This is a genomic window from Nonlabens arenilitoris (genome assembly GCF_002954765.1).
GTDB lineage: Bacteria > Bacteroidota > Bacteroidia > Flavobacteriales > Flavobacteriaceae > Nonlabens > Nonlabens arenilitoris.
This window is the reverse complement of record NZ_MTPW01000001.1, coordinates 292,316-318,961: the sequence shown is the minus strand read 5'-3', so window position 1 is coordinate 318,961 and position 26,646 is coordinate 292,316. Positions and strand designations below refer to the sequence as shown.

Below are 26,646 nucleotides of genomic sequence, written 5' to 3'. Positions count from 1 at the left end.
CTTGATAATAAAACTAGTTATGAAATTTCAAATAAAATCCTTAACGATAATACTGTTAATTATAGTAACAGCATGTAAAGATTTTAATGAAAATAAACCTCTAGTAATTGAAGCAAATACAATGACAGCAAGTGCTATCCTATCTAATCCAGATTATCTGGCGATCTCATACGGTGGTTATCGCAGTACCTCTAGAGATATACAGCCGTCCATCATACAAATCAAGAATGATATGAAGATTCTTGCAGCTATGAATGTGAAAATCTTGCGTACTTATAACATGCAATTACCTATGGCTACAAACGTGGTTAAAGCGATTGACGAGTTAAAAAGAGAGCAACCAGATTTTGAAATGTATGTCATGCTGGGTGCGTGGATTGATTGTAAAAACGCGTGGACCGATAAAGAACCAGATCACAATATAGAAAGTGAAGATAATGCTGCAGAGATTGATCGTGCTGTACAATTAGCGCAACAGTATCCAGATATAATTAAAATTATCGCAGTAGGTAATGAGGCAATGGTAAAATGGGCGACAAGTTACTATGTGCAACCAGCAGTGATTCTTAAATGGGTTAATCATCTACAAAGCCTAAAGGATAAAGGGAAATTACCTAAAGATTTATGGATTACCAGTTCAGATAATTTTGCTTCTTGGGGTGGTGGAGAGGATGTTTATCATACACAAGAATTAAATCAATTAATCAAAGCAGTAGATTATATCTCGATGCATACTTATCCTATGCATGACACTCATTATAATCCTGTTTTTTGGGGCAACTCTCCTGAAGAAAATACGCTTTCTAAAGGACAAAAAGTAGAGAAGTCGATAGAGAGGTCATTAGCTTATGCGATTGATCAATATGATCGTGTTTATGAATACATGAAGTCTATAGGTATTGATAAGCCAATTCACATAGGTGAAACCGGATGGGCAACGTATTCTAGTAGATTATATGGTAACAATGGATCAAAAGCCACTGATGAGTACAAGTCGGGACTGTACTATCAATCAATCAGAGAATGGACTAGAAAAAGTAAAATTTCCTGCTTCTACTTTGAAGCATTTGATGAACAATGGAAAGACGCCAAAAATCCACAAGGATCAGAAAACCATTTTGGATTATTTACTTTAAATGGTAAGGCTAAATATGGTCTATGGGAATTAGTGGATCAAGATGTTTTTGCAGGTCTTACTAGAAATGGTCATTTAATATCTAAAACCTATAATGGTAATAAAAACCAGCTTATGCAAGCAGTACAATTACCACCAGTTAAATCAAATTTTAAAGGATATGAATAGATGGAAAAGTATAAGATCCTGTTTTTTAATTGTAGCAATAATCTGTGCAACTTTGAGCTGTAAAGAAAAACATAAAATGCTCCATGTAGATGTCTATGAAACTTCTGCAGCAGGTAATCAATTGACACGTGTCACTCCTTTTGAAGTAAAAGAAAACACGACTGTTGTAACCATAGATGAAAACATTACTTATCAAAAAATTACTGGTTTCGGTGGTGCGTTTACAGAAAGCTCTGCCTATTTACTTAATAGACTAAGTAAGGAGAATAGAGACCTTATTATTAATGCTTATTTTTCTAAAGAAGGCGCAAATTACTCACTAACACGCACCCATATGAATAGTTGTGATTTTTCATTATCTCAGTATTCATATTCACCAGTGGTAGGTGATATGGAATTAAAGCACTTTACTATTAAAGAAGATAAAGATGATTTAATACCTATGATTAAAGATGCCATGGCAGCTTCAGATAATGGATTTAGATTATTTGCGTCACCATGGACAGCAGCACCTTGGATGAAAGATAATAAGCATTGGGTAGGTGGTAAATTATTGCCAGAATACTACGATACATGGGCTTTGTTTTTCTCAAAATATGTTAAGGCATATGAAGCTGAAGGAATACCTATATGGGGTTTTACAGTGGAAAATGAGCCACATGGTAATGGTGATAACTGGGAAAGTATGCATTTTACACCTCAAGAAATGACAAACTTTGTCCAGCATCACCTAGGGCCTAGGTTAGAACAAGATGGCTATGGAGATAAAATTATTCTAGGATATGACCAGAATAGAGCAGGCCTTAAAGAATGGGTAGACGTCATGTATCAAGATCAAGAATCCTCAAAATACTTCGATGGAACAGCCATTCACTGGTATGAGAGTACTTATGACTATTTTCCTGAAGATCTACAATATGCACATTACAAAGCACCAGATAAATATCTTATCGAGACAGAAGGTTGTGTCGATTCTCAAATACCTGAATGGAAAAATGATCAATGGTACTGGTCTAAAGAAGCAACTGATTGGGGCTGGGATTGGGCGCCAGAAAAAGATAAATACTTACATCCCAAATATGCGCCCGTTAATCGTTATGCTCGTGATATTATAGGTTGTATGAATAATTGGGTAGACGGTTGGGTAGACTGGAATATGGTGTTAGATCGTCAAGGTGGACCTAACTGGTTCAAAAACTGGTGTGTAGCACCAGTCATTGTCGATCCTGATAATGATGAGGTCTACTTCACACCTTTATATTATACGATGGCACATTTCAGCAAATACATCAGACCAGGCGCTCAAGTCATAGATGTTCAAAATACAGATAAGGACTTGATGCTTACTGCAGCAAAAAATCCAGATGGAACAATTGCCCTCGTGATTTTCAATGAAGGAATGAAGGATAAGAATTATGAATTGCGCTTTCGCGAAAGCGTAATAAATATCAATCTAAGTGCTCAATCACTTCAAACTGTGATGATACCAACCCAAAACTAAAATGTATGTCGACTGTTGAAACTACTAGTAGTAAAATACCATTTGGTCAGAAGCTAGCATTCGGTGTAGGAATGTTTGCTAATCAAATGTTTCCTGCGATTTTGGGGATTTTTATGGTGGTGCTGGTTGAAGACTTAAAATTTACTGGTTTGATGTGGGGAATGATATATTTATTTCCACGACTATTAGATGCTATTACCGATCCTATAATGGGTTTTATATCTGATAATACAAAATCTAGATGGGGAAGACGACGTGTCTATGTTTTAATTGGGTCAATTATAATGGGTGTTGCTTATATTTTTATGTGGCAACTATTTAAAGAAAATTCCTTAGAATATAACTTTTGGTATTTCTTTTTCTGGTCGATTATATTCTACTTAGGTCTTACTTTTTTTAGTGTGCCATATGTAGCAATGGGTTACGAAATGAGTGATGATTTTCATGAACGTACTAACATCATGGCTGTTGCCCAATGGATAGGGCAATGGGCTTGGGTTATTGCTCCATTGTTTTGGTTAATAATGTACGATCCTGAATGGTTCCCGTCTGCAGATGTTGCTGCAAGAGAACTTGCTATTTGGGTAGCTATTCCATGTGCTATTTGTGCAATGATACCGGCATTGTTTATCAAAAGCAAATCAACAATTAGTGAAGATTATGAGCCATTGAATTTATCAAATATCGGTGGTAGCTTAACAAAAATAAGAGACAGTTTTAAAGAAGCCTTCAAGATTAAAGAATTTAGAAAGTTATGTTTATCTACTTTTTTCATTTTTAATGCCTTTAATACAGTAGCTTCACTTACTTTTTTTGTAATAGTTTATAAGCTTTTCAATGGTGATGCTGAGGCAACGGGTGTCTGGGTGTCATTATTCGGTTGTTTAAGCGCTTTAGGGACTACATTTATTGTTATACCCATAGTGACAGGACTTTCCAAAAGGTTGGGTAAGAAAAAAGCTTTTATGATATGTCAAAGTATTTCTATCATAGGTTACATCATGCTTTATTTCTTATTTATTCCAGGTAAACCTTGGTTATACATATTTGCATTGCCTTTTTTCTCTTTTGGTATAGGTAGTTTGTTCACTATAATGATGTCTATGACAGCAGATGTTATTGATATTGATGAATTAAATACAGGCAAAAGAAGAGAAGGGACATTTGGCGCCATTTATTGGTGGATGGTAAAGGTAGGATATGCCATAGCAGGAGCTTTAAGTGGTGGAATTATATGGTTAGTAGGTTTTAATTCTGACCTATCTACGTTAGAACAGCAAGGTGCAGTTGATGGATTACATGCTTTTTTCTGCTTTTTCCCAATGTTAGGAACCATTGCTGCAATGTTTATCATGCGCGATTATGATGTCACTGAAGAAAGAGCCAGTGAGATACGAGCAAAATTAGATAAGCGTAAAAATTTTGATCTTGCTATAGGTTCTTCCTTCTACGGTAAAAATAAATTAGAATCTTTAATATCTATCCATGAAAAAACTTCATATGCCACTGATGTAGACCAAGATATATCTATAGAGGAATTAAAGATTATGTTTGATAATGCATTAAAATCAAAATTACATGGTATATGTTTCAGTCCTTACAGAGAAGGGCAAAATGTAAATCATAAATTAAGCGGGACACAAATCGATGAGAGAATGGAAGTGATAGCGCCATATACGACTTGGGTTCGTTCATTTTCTTGTAGAAACGGTAATGAGTTAATACCGCTGTCTGCTCGTTCTAAGGGCTTAAATACTATGGTAGGTGCTTGGATAGGTGATAATAGATCCCAAAATGATCTAGAAATAAAGGGTCTAATAACACAAGCACAAAAAGGTCTCGTAAACATAGCTGTAGTAGGTAATGAAGTGCTTTTAAGAGATGAATATTCTATTGATGAGATTGTGGAATATATCAAAAAGGTTAAAGAGGCATTGCCAGATATACCTGTGGGATATGTGGATGCGTATTACCAATTTGTTGACCATCCTCAACTAGTGGAATTGTGTGATGTTTTATTAATTAATTGTTATCCATTTTGGGAAGGATGTTCTGTAAATCAATCTACTGCTTATCTTAATGAGATGTACGAAATGGTGAAACAAGTGGCTGGAGAAAAACCAATTATTATTACAGAAACAGGTTGGCCTAATGAAGGATCAGAAAATCTAGAAGCAGTTCCATCTATGATTAATGCAATGAAGTATTTTGTAAATGTTACTAACTGGTATAAAGATAAAGGAGTAGAAATGTTTTACTTCTCATCGTTTGATGAATCATGGAAAGTTCATCAAGAAGGTGATGTAGGAGCAAGATGGGGAATATGGGATAAGGACGAAAATTTTAAATACTAAAGTATGTCGATTAGAAAAAATCAGTTTTTAAAAGATAGAGGTGCTAGCGATTTAAAAATAAGGGGTATTGAGTTATCCCAATTTTCTGAGACCAAATTACATCAATTATGGAATAAAACTTTAATGGATGGAATTCACGGAATTTGCTTTAGTATTTATGAAGATGGACAAAAACCTGGAGATAAAATATCTTTGGATTAAGTAGAACGAAGGATAAAAATCCTTGAACCATACACCAAATGGGTTCGTTCTTTCTCATGTATTGAAGGCAATGAATTTATACCTGTAATGGCGCATAAACACGGTTTAAAAACTATGGTAGGAGCATGGTTAAGTGATGATTTAGAAAAAAACGAAAAAGAGATTAATGCTCTTATCAATTTAGCTAAAAAAGGAGTTGTTAATATTGCAGCGGTAGGAAATGAAGTCCTTTATCGAAATGATTTATCTCTAAAACAGCTTATCAATTATATTAAAAGAGTTAAGGTAGCGGTACCTCAATTGACAGTTGGTTATGTAGACGCTTATTATGAATTTTCGTCTCATCCTGAACTAGTTGAAAACACTGATGTTATACTTGCTAATTGCTATCCTTACTGGGAAGGAACAGCTATTGAATATTCAAATAGCCATATGAAGGCTATGTTTAATCAGACTTTAAATGCTGTAAGCAAGAGTGGGAAAGGAGTGATAATTACAGAAACAGGATGGCCTAGCCATGGTGAAAGTTTAAAAGCTGCCGTGGCATCTAATACAAATGCCATGAAATACTTTATTGATACACAAGCGTGGTCTGAAAAACAGAAAGTTGATATTTTTTATTTTTCATCTTTTGATGAGTCTTGGAAAAAAGTGCTGAAGGTGAGGTAGGAGCATACTGGGGTATATGGAATAAAAATGAAGATTTAAAATTCTAAATCAATTCGTATGTTGAGCAATAAATTTGTTTTTCTACAACGTTTTCGATTACTACAATTTAATTAGAACACTACAACATTAACACAACATAAAGCGCTCAACTAGATTTGTAAGTTAAATTTTAGAAAATCATTAATGTTTTTTCTTATTGATTTACTGTGACTTAAGTGTTGTTGGTTGTTTTTTAAAAAAACATTCTATTGTTGAGATGATGTAGCGCTTAAAATTTTAATTAACATATACTTCACATTAATTTTAACCAACCAAATTTTAAAAGGATGAATAAATACTTTTTCTTTCTTCTTATTACAACGTTTTCGTTAATTGGGTTTGCGCAGCAAACAACATTTACAGGAACAGTAATAGATGGATCAAATCAAGAGCCTTTATTAGGAGCTTCAGTTATTGTTAAAGGTACCAATGTAGGTATCACTACAGACCTTGATGGTAAATTTAGTGTTGTAGCATTATCATCTGATGTTTTGGTAATATCTTATTTAGGTTACACGACTAAGGAAATTCCTGTCAGTACAAATTTAATTGTCACTCTTGAAGAAGATGTCGCGTCACTTGATCAAATAATCGTTGTTGGGTATGGTACACAAGCAAAAAGAGAAGTAACAGGTGCGGTTACTGTTGTAAATGCCGAAACAATTGAAAGTCTAAAACCTACCAGAATAGAACAAGCTCTTCAAGGTCAAGTTGCTGGTGTTAATGTGACATCAACCTCTGGTTCGCCTGGTGCTGCTTCTAATATAAGAATTAGGGAGTTTCAACTAATGGTGATAATAGGCCATTAATTTTAGTAGATGGTAACGTTGTAGAGGATTTAAGTGTTATAAATCCTGGAGATATCGAAAGTTATACGGTTTTAAAAGATGCGACTGCCGGTATTTACGGTGTACGTGCTGCAAATGGTGTTATTTTAATTACTACTAAAGGTGGTAGGAAATATCAAAAATTACAATATGAGTATGATGCTTTTGTAGGTTTTCAACAAACCACTAGAAAATTACCTACTTTAAATTCAAAACAGTATGCGTTATTAGTTAATGAGGCATTTGCAAATAATGGAGAAACACCGCCTTTTTCAACAGTGGTAGGATTAAATGATACAGACTGGCAGGCTGAAGTTTTTAGTAACGCCCCAATTTTTAATAATAATATAGGTTTAAGAGGTGGTACTGAAAAAGCGGCATATGCTTTCGGAGCTGCTTTACTTACTCAAGACGGTATCGTAGGTGCTGGAAAAAGTAATTTTACACGCTCAACTTTAAGATTTAATTTTGATTATGACCTCTTACACAATCTAAAAGTTAAAACAGGATTATTTTACACAGGTACTTCACGTAGTACGATATCTGAGACTGGTCTTGGTAGTGTTTTATTTAATGCAGTAAATAATGCTCCTACCTTTTCAGTAAGGGATGCAAATGGAGATTTTACCTTAGCCGAAGGCTTAGGGAATGAAGTTATTAATCCTGTACATCAACTGGAGAACACATTCAATTCTAATAAAGTAGATAAAATTAGTGGAAATTTTGGACTGAATTATAAGTTTTGGGATGACTTCACGGTTGAAACCCGAATCCAATTTAATTATGCCGAAGCTTACGGTGATAATTTTGCGCCTGAGGCAAACTATGGTTCAGGTAAAGTATTTAACTTAACACGTAATGTTTATGGAGAATACAGTAATTACTTTAGGGATTACACTTATGATGCGTTTATTAATTATAAGCACACTTTCGCGCAAGCGCACAACTTAAATGCTACTGTAGGAATGTCTGCGTTTAGAACTACTGGAAAGTTTAATGGTTTAACAGGTTTTGATATTCCAGATAATAGTTTTTCAAATGCAAATAGACAGAATGCATCTGACGTAGTCGATAATTTCCAAAATGGAGGTGATGAATATGATGCAAGACTACTATCACATTTTGCTAGATTGCAATATGATTATGATGGCAAGTACTTGTTCTCTGGTGTTATAAGACGCGATGGATCTACAAAATTTGGTCCTGAAAATAAGTTCGGAATTTTTCCATCAGCATCTGCAGGATGGGTGATGAGTAAAGAAAATTTTTTGAGGGATTCTAAATCTGTTAATTTCCTGAAATTAAGAGGCTCTTACGGTATTATAGGAAATGATAGAATTCCTGATTATAGATTTATTTCATTGCTTAATGGTGAAGGAGCTTATGTTATCGGTGATAGTTTAATATTCGGTACTGCAATAGGTGCTATTTCTAATCCGGAAATTAAATGGGAAGAACAATACACAGCAGACATAGGTTTAGAGGCAGAATTTTTAGATTATAAAATGAATGTAACCATTGACTATTATACCCGCCGTACCGAAGATTTATTATTAGTGCCTGTAGTTTCTGGTACTTTAGGTGTAACTGCTCCAGGATCTAGTGCGCCGGTTATTAATGGTGGAGATATTGAAAATCGAGGTTTGGAATTTTCTATTAGTTATAAAGACAGAATCAATGATAATCTATCCTTTACGGCAAGTTATAATTTTGCAACGTTAAAGAATGAAGTGCTTAAAGTTAATAATTCTGTAGGATTTTTAGAAGGAGGATCTTTTGGTGTAGGTCAACCAGCACCATCTAGAATGGAAGTAGGTAAGCCTATAGGATATTTCTATGGGTACCGTACTGATGGTATTTTTCAAAATGCTAATGAAGTAGCATCACATCCATCTCAACAAGTACTGGGTGCAAACGCTCAACCTGGTGATTTAAGATATGTAGATATTAATGAAGATGGTGTAATTAATTTAGAAGATCGAACAGATTTAGGGAATCCTATACCAGATGTAACTATGGGGCTTAATCTATCTTTCAACTATAAGAAATGGGATGTACAGACTTATTTATACGCATCGATAGGTAATGATGTTGTACGTAATTATGAACGTAATCAAAATCTTACTAATCTTACTACAAATTATTTAGATCGTTGGACAGGTTCTGGAACCAGTAATTCTACACCTAGAGTTAGCACTGGTGCTACTTCGAATCAGGTATTTTCTGACTTTTACGTCGAGGACGGATCCTTCTTAAGAGCTCAAAATATGCAAGTAGGATATACTATTTCGGACGCCAAACTTGATTCACTTAAAATAAAGGACATGAGGTTTTATGTCTCTGTAAATAATTTATTCACACTTACTAAATATCGTGGTTTCGACCCATCAGCATCAGACGGTTCACCTATCGGTGGTGGTATCGATTATGGATTCTATCCAGTGCCACGGACATTTCTCGCAGGTGTTAATGTAAAATTTTAATCTCATTATTATGAAAAAAATAATTAATCTATTTCTTATTTTGAGTGCAACTGTATTTATAAACAGCTGTACAGACGATTATGTAGATGTTGCCAGTAGAGATGTAAACTCTGAAGACTTTTTTAACACTTCTGAAGATTATCAAAGTGCATTAATAGGTGCCTATGACTTATTACAAAGTACTTATATGAATGTAATGCTTGGTGAGATAGCGTCGAACAATACTGTTGCTGGCGGAGAAAGTGCAACAGATGTTATCGGTATTCAACAAATAGATGATATGATGCACACACCAGTTAATGATCAACTTAAGGATATTTGGGGTTGGATGTATGCTGGTATTAATCGAGCAAATTATATTATGGAATTTCAAGATAAGATTGAATTTCCTGAGAAACAACAAGTTCTAGCCCAAGCTCGTTTTTTAAGAGCATATTACTATTTTGAATTGGTTAAGTTTTTTGGTGATGTACCATTAGTAGTGGATAAAAGAATATTATTTGGTGATCAATTTGAAATCGATAGAACTCCTAAAGCAGATGTTTATACGCAAATCGAATTAGACTTAATATTTGCAGCAAACAATCTCGATTACACCACTATTGAAACTGGTAGAGTAACTAAAGGAGCTGCACAAGCTTTATTAGGTAAAGTCTATTTATATCAGAATAAATTTGACGATGCAGCTAATGTTCTTGATGAGTTGATTTTAATGGGGCCTTATGACTTAGTTGATGATTATGAAACTATTTTTGAAAACGATAATGAGAATAACATTGAGTCTGTATTTGAAGTGCAATATACTGATGTTGAAGGAGCAGGATTTGGTTGTTTACAGTGTAGTGAAGGAAACGTAGCTGTAGGCTTTAATGGTATACGTAATTACACCGGTCCCGTATTTGATTCTGGTTTTAGCTTCAATTTACCTACTCAGGATGTATATGATGAGTTTGAACCTAATGATCTTAGACTACCAGTAGCTATTTTAGATATTGATGACTGGGCTACATCAAATGGAGCAACCTTTAATACTGGATTTGAGCATACTGGATATTATAACAGAAAGTATATCGCTAGAAAGGGCGACTTAAATACAGGAGATCAAAACTTAACTAACCCTAATAATTATAGAGCTATCAGATTTGCAGATGTTTATCTTATGGCTGCCGAAGCATATAATCGCGGAAACTTAGGTGATGACATCGCTAGAGATTATCTCAATGAGGTTAGAATGCGAGCAATGATGCCATTAGTTACCGCTACGGGAGCTGCGTTGACTGATGCAATTTATCATGAACGGAGAGTAGAGTTAGTCGGTGAAGGGCATCACTTTTTTGACTTAGTACGCACTGGTAGAGCAGCTACAGAAATAAACGGATTTGTCACAGGTAAACATGAGGTGTTTCCTATTCCTGTAGACGAAATTATATTATCGGGTAACCGATGGGAACAAAACCCTAACTATTAATCATATTAACATGAAAAAGATATTCTATTTTCTAAGTGTTTTATTAATAATTTTCATGGCTGTAGTTAGCTGTGTTGAAGACGATCTTACTAATCAAGTTCAAAATTTAAGTGCTCCACAAGAGCTCGATATTACATTCAACATTCTTCAGGATAATAGTGGTACAGTCACTTTAACACCTTCTTCATCTGGAGCAGCTTCATATGAACTCTTCTATGGTGATGGATCAGAAGAATCGATTGAATTACTACCAGGTGAAAGTACTGAGCGTGTCTATGACGAAGGTGTTTATTCCATACGACTGCTCGCTATTTCATTAAATGGTAAAGTATCAGAAATTACTAAGGACTTGATGGTGTCCTTTAGAGCACCTGAAAATTTAGTTATCGACATAACAAGTGATCCTAATACTAGTTTTGGAGTTATCGTTACTGCAACAGCAGACTTTGCAACTATGTTTGAAGTTACTTTTGGTGAAGATGCTACTTTGCCTGCACAAAGTTTATCTACAACTGGTGAGACAGGATATGTGTATTCTTCAACTGGTGATTACATGGTTACCGTTACAGCTTTCAGCGGTGGTGCAGCAACTACAACAGCAACTGAAATGGTATCTATTATCGATCCTTTTCTACTTCCTATAGATTTTGAATCTGCTACTTTAGCTTATAATTTTATTGATTTTGGTGGTGCTGCTTCTGCAAAAGTTGCTAATCCAGATCCTTTAGGTAACAATAGTTCTTTCGTTGCAGAAACGACTAAAAATATTGGCGCACAAGTTTTTGCTGGAACTGTTATTGAATTAGATGAAGCCATAGATTTTACTACTTTTCAAAAAATAAAATTAGATTCTTGGTCGCCTTTACCAGCTGGAGCTATTGTGAAAATGAAGTTAGAAAATGCTTTAGATTCTAATATTAGTACAGAATTAGATGTGCCTACTGCGGCCACTAGTTCATGGGAGACTTTGATTTTTGATTTCTCTGCTGCTGACCTTACTCAACAGTACCAAAAAGTGATTGTATTTTATGATTTCGGTAATGCTGGTAACTCAGATACATTCTATTTTGATAACATTGAATTAACAGGTCAAAGTCCTATAGCTTTAGAGCTATCTTTAGATTTTGAGTCTACGCTTCTAACTTACAACTTTGATAATTTTGGTGGAGCAAATACTTCATTAGTGTCTAATCCTGATATTTCAGGATTAAACACCTCTTCTATGGTAGGTAACCTAAATAAATCAAATGGATCACAAGTGTGGGCAGGATCATTTATTGAATTGGATAACCCTATTGATTTTTCATTAATGCAAATGATCAGTATAAAAACATGGTCGCCTCAATCAGGTATCACTGTAAAAATGAAATTGGAAAATCTAGCAGATCCTAATATTAATGTAGAAGTCGATGTGGTAAATACAGTAGCAAATGCTTGGGAAGAGCTTACATTTGATTTCACAGGTATAACTAATACAAATAATTATCAACGGGTAGTTGTGTTTTTTGATTTTGGAAACGCTGGTGCTGGGACTGATTACTATTTTGATGATATAGCTTTGACTGATGGTATGGCAGCTTTAGAATTACCAGTAACTTTTGAAGACACTACACTTAATTACAGTTTCACCGACTTTGGTGGAGCAGCCACGTTAGTAATAGCAAATCCAGATGCAACTGGTATAAATACTACCGCTACTGTGGCAAATCTCAATAAATCTAATGGATCACAAGTTTGGGCTGGATCATTCATTGAACTTGATGCTCCTGTTGATTTTACAAGCTTACAGAAAATTAAATTAAAGACTTGGTCGCCTCAATCAGGAATTGTGGTTAAGATGAAATTAGAAAACTCTGCTGATGCTAATATTAATACTGAGGTAGATGTTATTAATACGGTAGCAAATGGTTGGGAAGAGCTAACATTTGACTTCACAGGTATCAATAGCTCAAATAATTATCAAAAAATAGTAGTGTTCTTTGATTTTGGTAATGCAGGAACTGGAGTAGACTACTACTTTGATGAAATTGAACTAACAAACTAATAAAAGCATTATGAAACTTTTAAAAAAAATATATCTATTCGCCTTTCTAGGTTGTTTGGTGCTATCATGTCAGGAAGACGATTTACAATTTGGAGATATCTCAGCACCTACTAATCTTGAAGTGAATTTTATAGTAAGAGGTCAAGATGCAATGAACCCTAGTGGTGATGGTAGTGGTAAGGTTGACTTTACAGCATCGGCAGACAATGCTATTAATTTTACTTTCGATTTTGGAGATATGCGCACAGGATCTGCTTATGATGGTGCAATCACGCATCAGTTTGTTGAGCCTGGTGTGAACACGTATAGTGTAACGGTTATAGCAACTGGTACTGGCGGATTATCCACATCTAAAGTAATTTTAGTAGAGGTGTTTAGTGCTTTCAATGATGTTGAGGCAAAAACCTTTTTAACTGGCGGTGATGGGTCATCAAAAACTTGGTACTGGGCCGCTGCAGAGCCTGGTCATTTAGGAGTGGGACCTAATGATCCTAACACTGCTAACCCAGGAGAAAATAACTTTCCAGCTTTTTATAGTGCAGCACCTTTTGAAAAAAATGGAGCCCCAGAAAGCTTATGTCTTTATATGGATCAACTAGTGTTCTCTCAAAACGGAGATAATGTAACATATGAATTACTAAATGGAGGTGAGACATATTTCAATGGAGCTTTTGAAAGCGTTGCAGGTGGCTCTAACGGGTTTGATTATTGTTATACTTATGATACTTCTGGTGTGAAAAATGTCACTTTCCTACCATCAGACTCTATCGTCCCAGAAGATGAAAAACGTGGTACTGCAATGCAATTCAGTGGAGACGGTTTTATGAGTTATTATATTAATTCTTCTTTATATGATATTCTCGAGATTTCAGAAAATAGACTAGTAGTCCGTTCTATTATGAATGGTAATCTAGCTTGGTACCATATATTTTCCACTGACGATCCTAATGCTACAAGTGGTGGTACTACAGGTTCTCTAGTATGGTCAGATGAGTTTAATGTTGATGGTGCGCCAGATCCAGCCAACTGGACCTACGATTTGGGGACTGGGTCTAATGGTTGGGGAAATAATGAGTCACAAACCTATACTGATCGTGTTGAAAATGTAACGGTTGAGAATGGAGTGTTAAAAATTACTGCTAAGGCTGAAAACTTCAATGGAGCTAATTATACATCTGCTAGAATTAAGTCTGAAGGCCTTTATGACTTTACCTATGGTACTGTTGAAGTAAGAGCTAAACTTCCTGCTGGCGGTGGTACATGGCCTGCGATATGGACTTTAGGATCAGACTATCAAACAAATATATGGCCAGCAGCTGGAGAAATAGATATAATGGAACATATAGGTAATAATCAAGACGTTATTTATGGGACTGTTCATCATCCTGGTGCGTTTGCAGGAAATGCTGATGGTGGTAACTTAACTGTTTCTGGTGTTTCGTCAGATTTTCATGTTTATAAGATGGAATGGACGAGTACTGAGATCAAGTTTTTTGTTGATGATCAACAATTTCATCAAGTCGCAAATGACCCAACATTGCCTTTTGATAAAGATTTTTTCTTTATTTTGAATATAGCCATGGGAGGTGATTTTGGTGGTGCTATCGACCCAGCATTTGTAGAGAGTACCATGGAGGTAGATTACATAAGAGTTTATCAGTAGTTAGATGATTATTTATGTTGTTAAATGGTTCCTTAGGGAACCATTTTTTTTATTCTATTTAATGATAGCTACATTATATATCAATGGTTAATAACTAAATAAATATAAAAAAGTAGTCTTATATAGAGGTATCGTTAGTGCACTATTGAATGCAATCATATGTAGAATTTATCAATAACAAAATATCTATCTGTGGTAAGAATGTATTTTAAATGTCAGATTATGTGAGTTTTGGCTCTTTGATATTCTCTACTTTTTTCACATCATTACCACAACATGTTTCTTTTTTAGGTTGAATATTTATCTATTCGAAAACGTTGTAGAAATTGTAATCATCATAAAGTCAGTAAGTTATAATAAGCGCTCATAAAAGTTGATAAAAATTTTAATTGATGATTTTTTGTATAGGTCTAATAGAGATAACTACATCGTTATTGTTCTAGATTTAAATTATCGAATTAAACATTAAAAAATAACTAAATGAAAAAAATTACTTTATTGCTTTTCTTGTTTTCAATAGCAGGATTTTCACAGTCATTACCTTTAGATTTTGAAGTGCCAGAAGATGACAACTTTGGTGCTTTTAATGGAACAGTAGCAAGTGTCGTTGTAGATCCTACAGATCCAACTAATCAAGTTCTTGAAATGATAGGTGCAGGAGTTGATTTTGATGGAGCAGCTATGGGATTAGATACTTTTGTTGATTTATCTAATGATGCCACTAACATTATATCTATGAGAATATGGGCGCCAGATGCTACTTTGAGAACTCACCTTTTGAAATTTGAAGGAGGATCATCGGGAGCGACTGAGTTGACTTTTACCACTGATATGATGGGATGGCAAACTGTTAATATTGATTTTGGAGCTGGTCTAGGAAATGAATATCCAACTATTGTAATATTTACAGATTCAACACCTGGTAATACAGCTACAGGAACTTATTATATTGATGATATTACTGGGCCTAATGGTGCGATGATACCAGTTGATCCTATTCCTGCGACTGCTGCTCCAAATCCTTCAGCACCTGCTGCAGAAGTTTTATCTATTTTTACAGATACTGGTGGTTACACTAACTTCTGGACTCGCGACTACAATTTTGGTCAGTCTAATATTGTAGATTTAGGTACCTCAGGAGTTAATAATACCTTTAAATTCAATCTTGCTGCTGCCGGTTATGGCGAAGGTAAAAATGGTGTTGTTGATATAACAGCATATAATTTTTTACAGTTTGATTATTGGGCAGATAATATGTCTACAGAACTTAGATTTTATATCATTGATAACAACGGTGCTGTAGTTGAATACTGGTATGAAATAGGCGGTGCCGCTCCACAAGAAGCTATCGTAACGGAAGCATGGACGCATGTGGAAATACCTTTATCTTATTTTGAGAATACTGCCCCTAGAAGCACAGGTGGAACCGGTGGTTTTTCTAAGGCTAACTTTTTTCAATGGAAAATAGATGCTTCAAGTAATCTACAGTCTGATTTTATTTATGTTGATAATATTTATTTCTCTCAACAAACGCTTAGTTCAGATTCATTTAAGTTAAATGTTTTTAATGCATTTCCTAATCCAACACAAAATAGTTGGACTATTCAATCTGCTAATAACCAAATTGATACTATAGAAGTATATGATTTGACTGGTAAATTAGTTTTAAATCAGCATGATGGTAATGCTACTTCTGTTAGTTTAGATGCAACAAGTCTTTCTCAAGGAATGTATATTGCAAAGGTCTCATCAATTGATGGTATTCAAAATATAAAATTATCAAAAGACTAAAATTTAGCCAAATTTTAATTTTAAAAAGGCCACCTCCTAAGGTGGTCTTTTTTTTATGCTTCTAGGTTTTTGGTAATTCGCTTTCGCGAAAGCGAATTACCAATTAAATTGCATATCTAAAATATCCTGAGTTTGAAATCATATTACTTACATATATTCTTATTACTATTTGTTTTTAAATTTTTAAATGGTCAAGGAGAAGCGAGTAATTGGTATTTTGGGGAGAACGCAGGATTATCATTTAACAGTGGTATTCCTGTGGCTTTAACTAACGGGAATTTAAATACTGCTGAAGGTTGTGCTGCAATATCGGACTCACAGGGAAATCTTAGATTTTATACAGATGGAAGAAGTGTTTATAATAGAAATCATGTAGTGATGCCTAATGGTTCACAATTACAAGGTAATTCTTCTAGTACTCAATCGGGCTTGATAGTTCCACATCCAGGTAATCAAAACCTTTACTATATTTTCACCTTGCAATCCCTTGCAGCGCCTGGTGGTCTTAGATACAGTATTGTTGATATATCTTTGGACAATGGTCTAGGAGCAGTGACTGCTGATAAAAACATTTTACTTCATGACCCTACAACAGAAAAGATTACGGCTGTCAGTCATTCAAACGGTACTGATGTATGGGTTATAGCTCATAAATACGATTCTAATGAATTTACGTCATATTTAGTAGGTGTTAATGGTATAAATACTATTCCTGTGGTGAGTGCAGTAGGGAATAACGTGACGGTTTTAGCAGACACTATAGGTCAAATGAAGGCATCACCTGACGGTACTAAACTAGCAGTCATTTATAATGAATCTGAGATTTTAGAACTTTTAGATTTTGATGCGACATCAGGTCAGTTGAGTAACCCTTTTCAAATTACATCTTTCAGTACAAATATGGGGAATAATAGCTCAAAAATTTATGGAGTAGAGTTTAGCCCACGTAGTAGGTACCTGTATGTTACTGAAAGTTTTGAAGGTGTGTATCAATTTGATTTATTGAATTTTAATGCTGTAGATGTGGATAATTCTAAGGTTGCTCTAGGTTCACAATCTTCTAATACTGTTACTGGTTCTAATAACTCTCTACAATTAGCAGCAGATGGAAGAATTTATATAGCCCAAGATGGATATGATAGGTTAGGAGTTATCAATAACCCAGATGAAGCTGGTGTTTTAGCTGGATATTCTTCTAATGGTGTAACATTGAATAATAGATTATCTCGATTAGGATTACCACCTTTTGTTCAGTCATACTTTGATATAGGATTTATCGTAGACCATATTTGTTTGGGCGATGTATCTCAATTTACGGCAAATTTATCTCAAAATTACTCATCAATTACGTGGGATTTTGGCGATGGTACATCTTCAAATCTTGAGAACCCTACACATGTTTATGCTGCTGCAGGTGATTACAATGTCACTTTAAATGTCACAGAGGCTGTGACTGGACAATTATTCATAGAAAGTCGTGTAGTAACCATTTTTAATACACCTGTTGCAAATAATGTAAACGATCTTATACGATGCGATATAGATGCAAATGGAATTGAATCCTTTGATCTTACAATGCAAACGGTTGGTATTTTAAATGGCCAAGGTCCTAATGGGTTACGTGTTGATTATTTTGAATCGCTGACAGATTTAAATAATAACTTACCTATCAATAGTCCGACAAATTATATCAATACTTCAAATAATCAACAAATTATAGCTCGTGTGAGTGTAGTGGATAGCGATGCATGTTTTGATACGACATCTTTTGAGCTTCAATTATTAGAAAGTCCACAATTATCTCTTGATACTGAATATTTTCTTTGTGAAAATCAGCCTTTAACTATTAATGCTGGAAATGGATTTGATGAATATTTATGGTCTACTGGTGAGACTACCGCGTCAATTACAATTAATACCATAGATACGTATAGCTTAATTGTTACTAATATTCAAGGGAATACTAGATGTGAAACTAACTTTTCATTTGATGTAATAGCCACAAGTGTGCAAATCAACGACGTCATCGTTGAAGATTGGTCTCTTACTAACAATTCAATTACGGTAGAGGTAAATGGTATTGGAGATTTTGAATACTCAATAGATGGCATTAATTATCAAAGTTCAAATGTGTTTACACGTTTAACTATTGATCAATATACCATATTTGTCCGTGACCTTAACGGCTGTTCAACAGTTAGTCAGTCTGTAGCAATGTTGTATTATCCACGTTTTTTTACTCCTAATGGTGATGGTTTTCACGACTACTGGCAGATCATCAATAGTAGATATGAGCCTGATAGTAAAGTGTATATCTATGATAGATACGGCAAACTACTTAAACAAATTAATGCTGACGGGATAGGATGGGATGGCACTTATAATGGTGCGCTACTGCCATCTAGTGATTATTGGTTCATTGTGGAACGTGAGAACGGTTTAGTGCATAAGGGGCATTTTACATTGCTTAGATAATAGCATTTAATCATTAAATAATATTTAATTAAACTCAATTTCTTACGACCAATAGGACTTAGGAGATTTTTTACCGATATTTAGATAATCCCAAGCATTAAATTATTGATACATGAGGTTGCTATCTGAGTCTCTAATAACAAAAATGTAAGTTTATGTTTCTATTTAAATGGTTCAGGTATTTAGCCGTTAGGAATCAGATGCTTATACTTAGTGCTATATTTATAGTATTTAATATAGTCATTGTCTTACTAGGTGATATAGAATATATAAGATTAGCTCGTGTCCTATCTACTCTAGCAGTAGCTTTGTATTTCTTTATTGTAATAGGTCATTATAGTAAATGGTTGTATATTATATATGTATTACAATTATTGTCTAGCATAGGATTCTATTATTATGATTTTACATATGGTAAGAGTTTATTTCTTACATCCAGTATTTTAACTTATTCGGTAATCATATTCTGGGTTGTGAAAAATGTGCAATGGGATCTCATAAAGCGATATGAGTATGTGACCTACCTGTTTATTTATTTGATACACATTGGTTTTCATTTCTATAACGTCCAGAATTTTGAAGAAAGGATAGACTCAAATTTAGAATATGTTTTGATCTTACTTACTGGTATAATAGGTATGACTACATGTTTACTAGTAGGCTTTTCAAATGCGACTAGGAGTACTTTCAATTCTGCATACCTTATGTACGCGACCTTTGCGTTTGTGTTTGCAGATTTTGCTGCGATGGTAGCTTATTATTATGAATTGTTTCCTTTAAGGTTTTATTTTATAGAAAGAGGTAGTTACTTATTTGGGCTTTATATTTTAACGCGTTTTTGTTACATAGAAACTAATGAGGATGCTATTAACAATTATGTAGACTAAAATATTTTACCTGGATTTAATAAAGATTTAGGATCCATAATCGATTTAATGGATTTCATTAAAGTTATTTCTTCTATACTGCGGCATAGTTTTAAATAATCCTTTTTATGGGTTCCTATACCATGTTCAGCACTTACAGATCCACCCATTTCTTTAAGTCCATCATAGATGCAATGGTCAATTTGCTTTTTTAATTCAGGACTTAAATTTGTTTTTCCTACCATAAAATGAATATTACCATCTGCCACATGGCCAAAGGCAAAAACCTGTTCAACACCTTCTATTTGTGAGAGCGATTTATAGCGATCAGCAATGTATTGTCCTATCAATGGTATAGGTAGACTAATGTCAAAATGCTGGTCGTGTTTCATGAAATCGACTAAATTATTAACGTCTTCTCTGATTCTAAAAAACCATTCAACATCACTAGGTGATTGTGCCATTACAGCATCCAGTACTTGCTCCTTTTCAATGGCATTCTCTAGTAATACCTGAAATTCTATTTGATCATTTTGTGGATGACTTCCTAGAGCTTCTATAAGTACATAATAGTTATATTCATATGGTAAAGGTGGTCTTACAGCATCACTCACACTAGTCATTTGCACATAACTATTGCGCCATATAAGCTCAAAACCACTTAATTTACCAGCTAGATTACTATCCATGTATTTAAGGAAGGTAACCACCTTATGGTAATCATTGAATCCTATGTAAGCGGCATTCCTACTATTAGGTGCTTCTTCTAATTTTAAAATGGCTTTTGTAACAATTCCTAAAGTACCTTCTGAGCCTATGAAAAGCTGTTTAACATCATAGGCGCTATTGTCTTTTATAATTTTTTTCATAGAAGAGATGATGCTACCGTCTGCCATGACAGCTTCTAGGCCTAGAATCAACTGTCTAGTCATACCGTATTTAAGAACCCTTAATCCGCCAGCATTTGTAGATATGATTCCTCCTATTTGTGCGCTACCTCTTGCCCCAAAATTGAGAGGGAATAAAAGGTCAGCACTGGCAGCGGCCTCGTGGATATTCTCTAGTATCACACCAGCCTGTACCGTCATGGTTCTACTAGAGGTATCGATCTCTTCAATATTATTTAAACGTTCTGTTGAAATAACGACCTCATGACCATCAGTTTCTGTGCTGCCTACAAGATTAGTTAAACCACCATGTACAACTACAGGTAGATCGTTTTCATAACAGATTTTCATGATATTACTTACTTCTTCGGTCGTCTCTGGTAATAATAAACATAGGGCTTTTAAAGGCTGGTCCATGTGCCATATATGATGATAACGCACCTTAAGTCCGTCACCACTTATTATTTGTGACTCCTCTAATACACTTTCAAAAAGAGAAAAATCCATTAGTTCAGTATAGATTTAAGCATGTTTAACAAGTGCTTTTCCATAGCGTCAAATTCACCATCTATTTTAAAAAGGATTCTAACCTCTCTGAAGGTTTCTGTCAGTTCTTGATTAGTTAAATTATGGTGTTTAACATACTCTTGAATTCTTTTAAGGCTTTGGTAATCTGTATCGTTATTAAAGACTTTGTGGATAGTTCTAAAATCAGATTTTGCCACATGTTCTTTTATGAAATGTAATTCCTCTGCTCCTTGAGATAAGTCTGCGCTTGCACAGTAGAGTAAAAGGTAAGTTTGAAACTCGTTTCTGGTCCAGTTCAAATGATTCGTTTCCATGGCGATAATTTAGTACTTAAAATTAAGCAATATATAATCATTTATAAAGTAGAATAGTGTCTAGATCATTAAATACCGCTTGTTTTATAGAATACGCTTTCGCGAAAGCGTATTAAACCATCCACAATTGTCCACGATGTGGTTTTAACGCATCACGTACTGGCGGCATGGCTACTTCTTCAATTCCCATAAATGCGATAAAGTGATTATCGTTTATTTTTTCTACTCCAGTGCCTAATGATTCTATTTTGTCACGTACAATGAATTCATCTAAATGGATAACATGATGCTGGGCAGTACGTTGGGCATCAGGACCTTTAAAGTCCCATATTAATTTAAGTTTTCTATCCATAAGAGTTTACATTGAGGTTGCAAAGGTCTTAAAATCTTCCATATGCTGGTGCGTTTGAGAAGTGAAAATTTGTGGTCTGCCTTTTGCGATAATGCGCATCATTCCAGTAAAAGTGAATGTAGCCGTGCTATCCCATATGGTTACTAGTTGTGTATCATCCCCATTTTTAATCAGTTTTTCTTGGAATTTATTACTTTGCTTATTGAGTACACCATTTGTTCTATATGTTGCCTCCCATAAGTGCGGTAATTCTATAGCGGTTATCTCTTCAATCATTGTTATTGTTGTGCCAGCAGCTTTAATTTTCATACTGCGTTTACTTCCTTGTTGACCTATATGAGGTGTTAGGTTTTTAAAACTGACTAATCCTTTTTGCCACTCTTTAAAATAATCCTGATTTTTAAATAGTTCCATTACTTTGTTTATAGGTAATGGAATAGTGACTTGATGCGTACTTTTTATCATGATAATTAAGTCGTGACAGCGTTTAATAACTAACTAGATCGTTACTATAGAATGTATGATTAAAATAGAAGTAAAATCAATATACTAGTTCTAGAAAGGAAGCGTTTTGTATAGGGTTAAAATATGGTTATTTTTGCTAGCCTTGAAAGAGAATTAATATGATTTCTATAAAACGTTTTTTTACGATACTATTACTTTTCATAAGTTCTATAGCGGTCGCTCAAGAACTAGAAAATAAAACATTACTGACCATAGATAATAATACCTATGATGCAGGGACATTTATGAGAGTTTATCTTAAGAACCTAGACATCGTACAGGATGATTCTCAAAAAGATATTGATAATTATTTAGACCTTTATATAGACTATAGATTAAAGCTATTACAGGCGTATGAAATGAATCTTGATCACAAAGAGTCCTATAAAAAAGAGCTTAATAATTACAGGCAAAGTCTAGCTCAAGCTTATTTAACAGATACTGAAGTGACAGAATCTTTAGTTAGAGAGGCTTATGATCGTAAGAAAAGGGAAGTAAACGCAAGTCACATACTAGTCAAAGTAGGTCCAGGTGATTCACCACAAGACACATTAAAAGCGTGGAATAAAATTAATTCTATTAAAAATGAATTAGATAATGGAGCAGACTTTTCTCAATTAGCACGTACAAAAAGTGAAGGTCCTAGTGCCGGTAATGAAGGTAAGTTGGGCTGGTTTAGTGTTTTTAGAATGGTATATCCATTTGAGAATGCCGCATTCAACACTGAGGTGGGAAAACATTCAGATATTTTTAGAACTGATTTTGGGTATCATATCGTTAAGGTTTTTGAGGATAGACCAGCTAGAGGAGAGATAACTGTGTCGCATATCATGACTTTTGATGCTAGAGACGCGCAAGAAAAAACAGCAGAAAAACGGATTAACGAAGTTTATAAACAATTACAAGAGACTGGTAAGTTTGAAGAACTAGCTAGGGAATTCTCTGATGATATGAATTCTGCTTCACGTGGTGGTAAGTTAGATCGATTCGGTACAGGTGGATTGAATGCATCTGTATTTGAAGATATTGCATTTAGTTTAAAGGAAAAAGGATCATACTCAGCTCCTTTTAAATCTAAATTTGGATGGCATATCGTTAAATTGATAGAAAAACATCCTGTAGGTAGTTATGAAGAACTCGCTCCATCCCTAAAAGAAAAAATCAGAAAATCACCTAGAGCTCGCAAGATTACTGATTCATTTAATAAAAGATTGCGAGAAAAATACAATGTACAACGATCTGATGACGTGCTTACTGTCTTAAATACGGTGATAACAGATTCTATATTAAACAATAGCTGGCAATTTGATGCTGCTCACAAAACAGCTGGTTTAAAAATGTTTACTATTAACGATAAAGAAATTACCTATGCAGATTTCTATAAAAACGTTATGAGTCGTCAGAAAAAAGATTTTACTAATTATAGTAGTAAAGAAGAAAAGGTGAAAAAGTTCTATTATGATTTTATCGATACTTCTATAGCAGCCTATTATGACAAAAATCTAGAGAATGAAAATAAAGACTTTGCTTTTATATATGATGAGTATAAAGAAGGCCTTTTATTGTTTGATTTACTAGAAACCAAAGTATGGAATAAGGCCAAGGAAGATTCACTAGGTCAACAAGCATACTATGACTTACATAAAGATAAATATCAATGGAAACGTAGATTAGATATTATCTTAACACAAAATACTACAGAACAGGTAGCAAAAGAAGTACAACAGTTATTAAAAAATGGCACCTCTAAAGAGGATATTAAAAAACAATTTAATATTGATGGACGTACTAAGGTGATGATGTCTAATGGTGTTGTAGAAGAAACTTATAATCGCCTACCAGAAAATTTTGAAGTTAAAGAAGGCGTGTCATCAATCTATTATGATGAAAAAACAGGCTTTTACAAAGTAATTCTTGTAAAAGAGATCTTAGAGCCTTCTTCAAAAACTTTAGAAGAAGCGCGTGGTGCCGTGATCAACGATTACCAGCAGCAACTAGAAAAAGACTGGTTGTCTTCGTTGAGAAATGGTAGGACAATTGAAGTGAATAAAAAGACCTTTAAAAAAGTTAAAAAAGCAATAGCAAAAAATGCATAAACTGTTTTATTACATAGCTTTTTTAATATTGATCAACTCTTGTGAATATTTTAAACAATCTCAACCAGTAGATGCAGTGGTTGTAGTGGGCGATGCATATCTTACAAATGAAGATATAGAAAACCTGTTACCAGATCATTACACGACAGAGGACAGCACAATTATCGTATCTGGTTATATAAATAATTGGGCGACAGAGCGACTGTTAATGCAAAATGCCCGCAAAAATATATCCTTATCACAACAAGAACAGCTTGATAAATTAATTGAGAAATATAGATTTGAGCTGTATTCACAGGCCTATAAGCAAGAGCTGACTAAGCAAAATCTGGACACACTTATTAAATCTGTAGCCATAGAAAACTATTTTAACGAGCATCAAAAGGACTTTAAACTCAACGAGGATTTAGTGCAATTCCGTTATGTGCAATTAGATCCTTTATATGCAGATGTTGAAATGGTAAATAAGCTATTTAAAAAAGGCACGGTAGATGCCTTAAAAAAAATAGACAGTCTATCGTTAGGATTTAAAAGTCATTTTTTAAACGATAGTATTTGGGTACAAAAGAAGATTGTTTTTAATCGAGTGAGTGCCATCACGCCGGCAAATGAAGATCAGTATATAAAAGATAATAAATATTGGAAATTAGAAGATAGTGTTGGCGTATATTTGGTGCGATTCAATAATGTATTGCGCCGCGGTGATAATGCACCACTATCTTACGTTAAACCTACAATAAAACAAGTGTTGCTTAACAGGCGCAAACTTAATTACATTAAAAAATTAGAAAAAGATTTATTAGATGATGCTATCAAGAGTAAGAAATTTCAAATTAAGTCATAAATACCTATTGGTTGTATTAGGTCTCGCTTTCGCGAAAGCGTCTCTAGCACAAACAGATACCATTCAAATGTCTGATGAGCAGGTAAAGGAAGAAGTGCTGCTGGCTATGCGTAAAATAGATTCTGTAAAACCAGCTCCAGTAGTTCAGGTTAGAGAGCTTATCGATGGAGTATCAGGTGTAGTAGGTGATTATGTTATACTTAATTCAGATATTAAAAAGCAGCTTTTAGAAATTCAAGGCGATCAAGATCTAGGTGAATTATCAGACTGTCAGTTGATAGAAAGTATATTGCGTGAAAAGATGTTTGCTCACCATGCAGTACAAGACAGTATTACAGTGAGTGATCAAGAAGTAGAGGCAGAAACAGATCAACGTATCGCATATTTTAAAGGTATTCTAGGAAGTGATGAAGCTGTTTTGAAAAAATATCAAAAAAGTAGCATGCCAGAATTAAGATCTGCTTTAAATCGTATTACCAGAGATATGAAGCTAGCTCAACGTATGCAGCAACGTATTACTGAAGAAGTTGAAATTACTCCTGAAGAAGTAAGAGCCTTCTTTTATAACCTTCCAGAAGAAGAGCGTCCTCTATTTAATACTGAGGTAGAAATGGCTCAAATTGTTGTAAAGCCTAAACCTAGTGAAGATGCCGTAAAAGATGTAGTAGATAAACTTAATGAATACCGTACAGACGTTCTTGAAAATGGAGCCAGCTTTGCCGCAAAAGCTGCCCTATTCTCTGAAGACGTAGCAACAGAACGTCAAGGAGGAATTATTTCTTTAAAAAGAGGAGATCAATTTGTAAAAGAATTTAAAGAGGCTGCATTCTCTTTAACTGAAGGTGAGGTAAGTGAGCCATTTGAAACTGTTTTTGGATGGCATATATTAAAAGTTGAAAAGGTAAAAGGACAGGTGCGTGATGTGCGTCATATTTTATTATATCCGTACATATCAGTTGCCCAGGTGAATGAAGCAAAGCAAAAACTAGATGAGATGAGAGACCGTATTATTTTAGGTGAAATCACATTTGATCAAGCGGCTCGAGAAATAAGTGATGAAAAAGAAACTGCAAAAAATGGTGGTAAATTAATAAACCCTAATACTGGTGAAGCAAGACTAGACCTTACTAGACTTTCTGAAGACCTAACTAGACAAATAATCTTTCTTGAAAAAGGAGATGTGAGTGGTATCATAGATGAGAAAGATCAAATAGGTCGTGAAACATTTAAAATTATCTATGTAATTAATAAAATTAAAGATCACAAGGCAGACTATGCCCTAGATTATTTGAAAATCAAAGATATTGCATTAAGAGATAAACAAGTAAAAGCCATTAGAAAATGGCAATCTGAAAAATTAAAAGACACCTATATTAAGATAGGTGCAGAGTTTAAAGGTTGTGATTTTGAAAACGAATGGAATAAATAATAAACAGG

At 34.4% G+C, this 26,646-nt stretch carries 20 protein-coding genes; 16 read left to right on the top strand and 4 right to left on the bottom strand.

Annotation, left to right across the window (positions count from 1 at the left end):
* Positions 1 to 19 precede the first annotated feature (19 nt).
* The 13 genes from BST92_RS01380 to BST92_RS01330 all read left to right on the top strand — a co-directional run bounded on the left by BST92_RS01380 (position 20) and on the right by BST92_RS01330 (position 19,705).
* Positions 20 to 1,303 (top strand): glycosyl hydrolase family 17 protein, encoded by a 1,284-nt coding sequence (locus BST92_RS01380; protein ID WP_105069849.1) that lies wholly within the window; start codon positions 20 to 22, stop codon positions 1,301 to 1,303.
* Positions 1,296 to 2,804 carry a glycoside hydrolase family 30 protein gene (locus BST92_RS01375; RefSeq protein ID WP_105069848.1) on the top strand — a complete coding sequence of 503 codons (1,509 nt, stop codon included), beginning with the start codon at positions 1,296 to 1,298 and terminating at the stop codon, positions 2,802 to 2,804. Before BST92_RS01380 ends, BST92_RS01375 begins: the two co-directional genes overlap by 8 nt.
* A gap of 5 nt (positions 2,805 to 2,809) precedes the next feature.
* Complete coding sequence (locus BST92_RS01370; RefSeq protein ID WP_105069847.1) at positions 2,810 to 5,158, top strand: MFS transporter; 2,349 nt, start codon at positions 2,810 to 2,812, stop codon at positions 5,156 to 5,158.
* A gap of 3 nt (positions 5,159 to 5,161) precedes the next feature.
* Positions 5,162 to 5,359: a hypothetical protein gene (locus BST92_RS15415; RefSeq protein ID WP_342747819.1), complete on the top strand. Its 198-nt coding sequence runs from the start codon at positions 5,162 to 5,164 to the stop codon at positions 5,357 to 5,359.
* A gap of 12 nt (positions 5,360 to 5,371) precedes the next feature.
* The gene (locus tag BST92_RS15410) at positions 5,372 to 6,028 is read left to right on the top strand and encodes a glycosyl hydrolase family 17 protein (RefSeq protein ID WP_425437388.1); all 657 of its coding nucleotides are present in this window, start codon (positions 5,372 to 5,374) and stop codon (positions 6,026 to 6,028) included.
* 326 nt (positions 6,029 to 6,354) lie between these two features.
* Positions 6,355 to 6,876 (top strand): carboxypeptidase-like regulatory domain-containing protein, encoded by a 522-nt coding sequence (locus BST92_RS15330; RefSeq protein WP_281256965.1) that lies wholly within the window; start codon positions 6,355 to 6,357, stop codon positions 6,874 to 6,876.
* Entirely contained in the window at positions 6,876 to 9,377 is a 2,502-nt protein-coding gene (locus BST92_RS01360) for a SusC/RagA family TonB-linked outer membrane protein (protein ID WP_281257030.1), read from the top strand. The genes BST92_RS15330 and BST92_RS01360 overlap by 1 nt, the downstream gene beginning before the upstream one ends.
* A gap of 10 nt (positions 9,378 to 9,387) precedes the next feature.
* Positions 9,388 to 10,845, top strand: coding sequence for a RagB/SusD family nutrient uptake outer membrane protein (locus BST92_RS01355; RefSeq protein WP_105069846.1), 1,458 nt, complete (start codon positions 9,388 to 9,390; stop codon positions 10,843 to 10,845).
* Positions 10,846 to 10,855: 10 nt separating this feature from the next.
* Complete coding sequence (locus BST92_RS01350) at positions 10,856 to 12,889, top strand: hypothetical protein (protein ID WP_146105076.1); 2,034 nt, start codon at positions 10,856 to 10,858, stop codon at positions 12,887 to 12,889.
* 10 nt (positions 12,890 to 12,899) lie between these two features.
* Complete coding sequence (locus BST92_RS01345) at positions 12,900 to 14,552, top strand: family 16 glycosylhydrolase (RefSeq protein WP_105069844.1); 1,653 nt, start codon at positions 12,900 to 12,902, stop codon at positions 14,550 to 14,552.
* Positions 14,553 to 15,032: 480 nt separating this feature from the next.
* Complete coding sequence (locus BST92_RS01340) at positions 15,033 to 16,343, top strand: T9SS type A sorting domain-containing protein (protein ID WP_105069843.1); 1,311 nt, start codon at positions 15,033 to 15,035, stop codon at positions 16,341 to 16,343.
* A gap of 132 nt (positions 16,344 to 16,475) precedes the next feature.
* Positions 16,476 to 18,818, top strand: coding sequence for a T9SS type B sorting domain-containing protein (locus tag BST92_RS01335; protein WP_105069842.1), 2,343 nt, complete (start codon positions 16,476 to 16,478; stop codon positions 18,816 to 18,818).
* Positions 18,819 to 18,973: 155 nt separating this feature from the next.
* Positions 18,974 to 19,705, top strand: coding sequence for a hypothetical protein (locus BST92_RS01330; protein ID WP_146105075.1), 732 nt, complete (start codon positions 18,974 to 18,976; stop codon positions 19,703 to 19,705).
* Here the strand turns inward: BST92_RS01330 and BST92_RS01325 are convergent.
* The 4 genes from BST92_RS01325 to BST92_RS01310 form a co-directional block, all read right to left on the bottom strand.
* Positions 19,702 to 21,078: an FAD-binding oxidoreductase gene (locus tag BST92_RS01325; protein WP_105069840.1), complete on the bottom strand. Its 1,377-nt coding sequence runs from the start codon at positions 21,076 to 21,078 to the stop codon at positions 19,702 to 19,704. The two genes, BST92_RS01330 and BST92_RS01325, sit on opposite strands and share 4 nt — an antisense overlap.
* Entirely contained in the window at positions 21,078 to 21,413 is a 336-nt protein-coding gene (locus tag BST92_RS01320) for a hypothetical protein (protein ID WP_105069839.1), read from the bottom strand. Before BST92_RS01320 ends, BST92_RS01325 begins: the two co-directional genes overlap by 1 nt.
* A 112-nt stretch (positions 21,414 to 21,525) precedes the next feature.
* Entirely contained in the window at positions 21,526 to 21,765 is a 240-nt protein-coding gene (locus BST92_RS01315; RefSeq protein WP_105069838.1) for a hypothetical protein, read from the bottom strand.
* Positions 21,766 to 21,771: 6 nt separating this feature from the next.
* Positions 21,772 to 22,230: an SRPBCC family protein gene (locus BST92_RS01310; protein WP_105069837.1), complete on the bottom strand. Its 459-nt coding sequence runs from the start codon at positions 22,228 to 22,230 to the stop codon at positions 21,772 to 21,774.
* Positions 22,231 to 22,388: 158 nt separating this feature from the next.
* Here BST92_RS01310 and BST92_RS01305 point away from each other — a divergent pair, with 158 nt between their 5' ends.
* Genes BST92_RS01305 through BST92_RS01295 form a run of 3 tightly spaced genes read left to right on the top strand, consistent with a single transcriptional unit; the run spans position 22,389 to position 26,638 of the window.
* Positions 22,389 to 24,365, top strand: coding sequence for a peptidylprolyl isomerase (locus BST92_RS01305; protein WP_105069836.1), 1,977 nt, complete (start codon positions 22,389 to 22,391; stop codon positions 24,363 to 24,365).
* Positions 24,358 to 25,209, top strand: a complete 852-nt coding sequence (locus BST92_RS01300) for a hypothetical protein (RefSeq protein ID WP_105069835.1) — start codon at positions 24,358 to 24,360, stop codon at positions 25,207 to 25,209. Before BST92_RS01305 ends, BST92_RS01300 begins: the two co-directional genes overlap by 8 nt.
* On the top strand, positions 25,169 to 26,638 hold the full coding sequence (locus BST92_RS01295) for a peptidylprolyl isomerase (protein ID WP_211292410.1): 1,470 nt from the start codon (positions 25,169 to 25,171) through the stop codon (positions 26,636 to 26,638). Before BST92_RS01300 ends, BST92_RS01295 begins: the two co-directional genes overlap by 41 nt.
* The last annotated feature ends 8 nt before the right edge of the window (positions 26,639 to 26,646 follow it).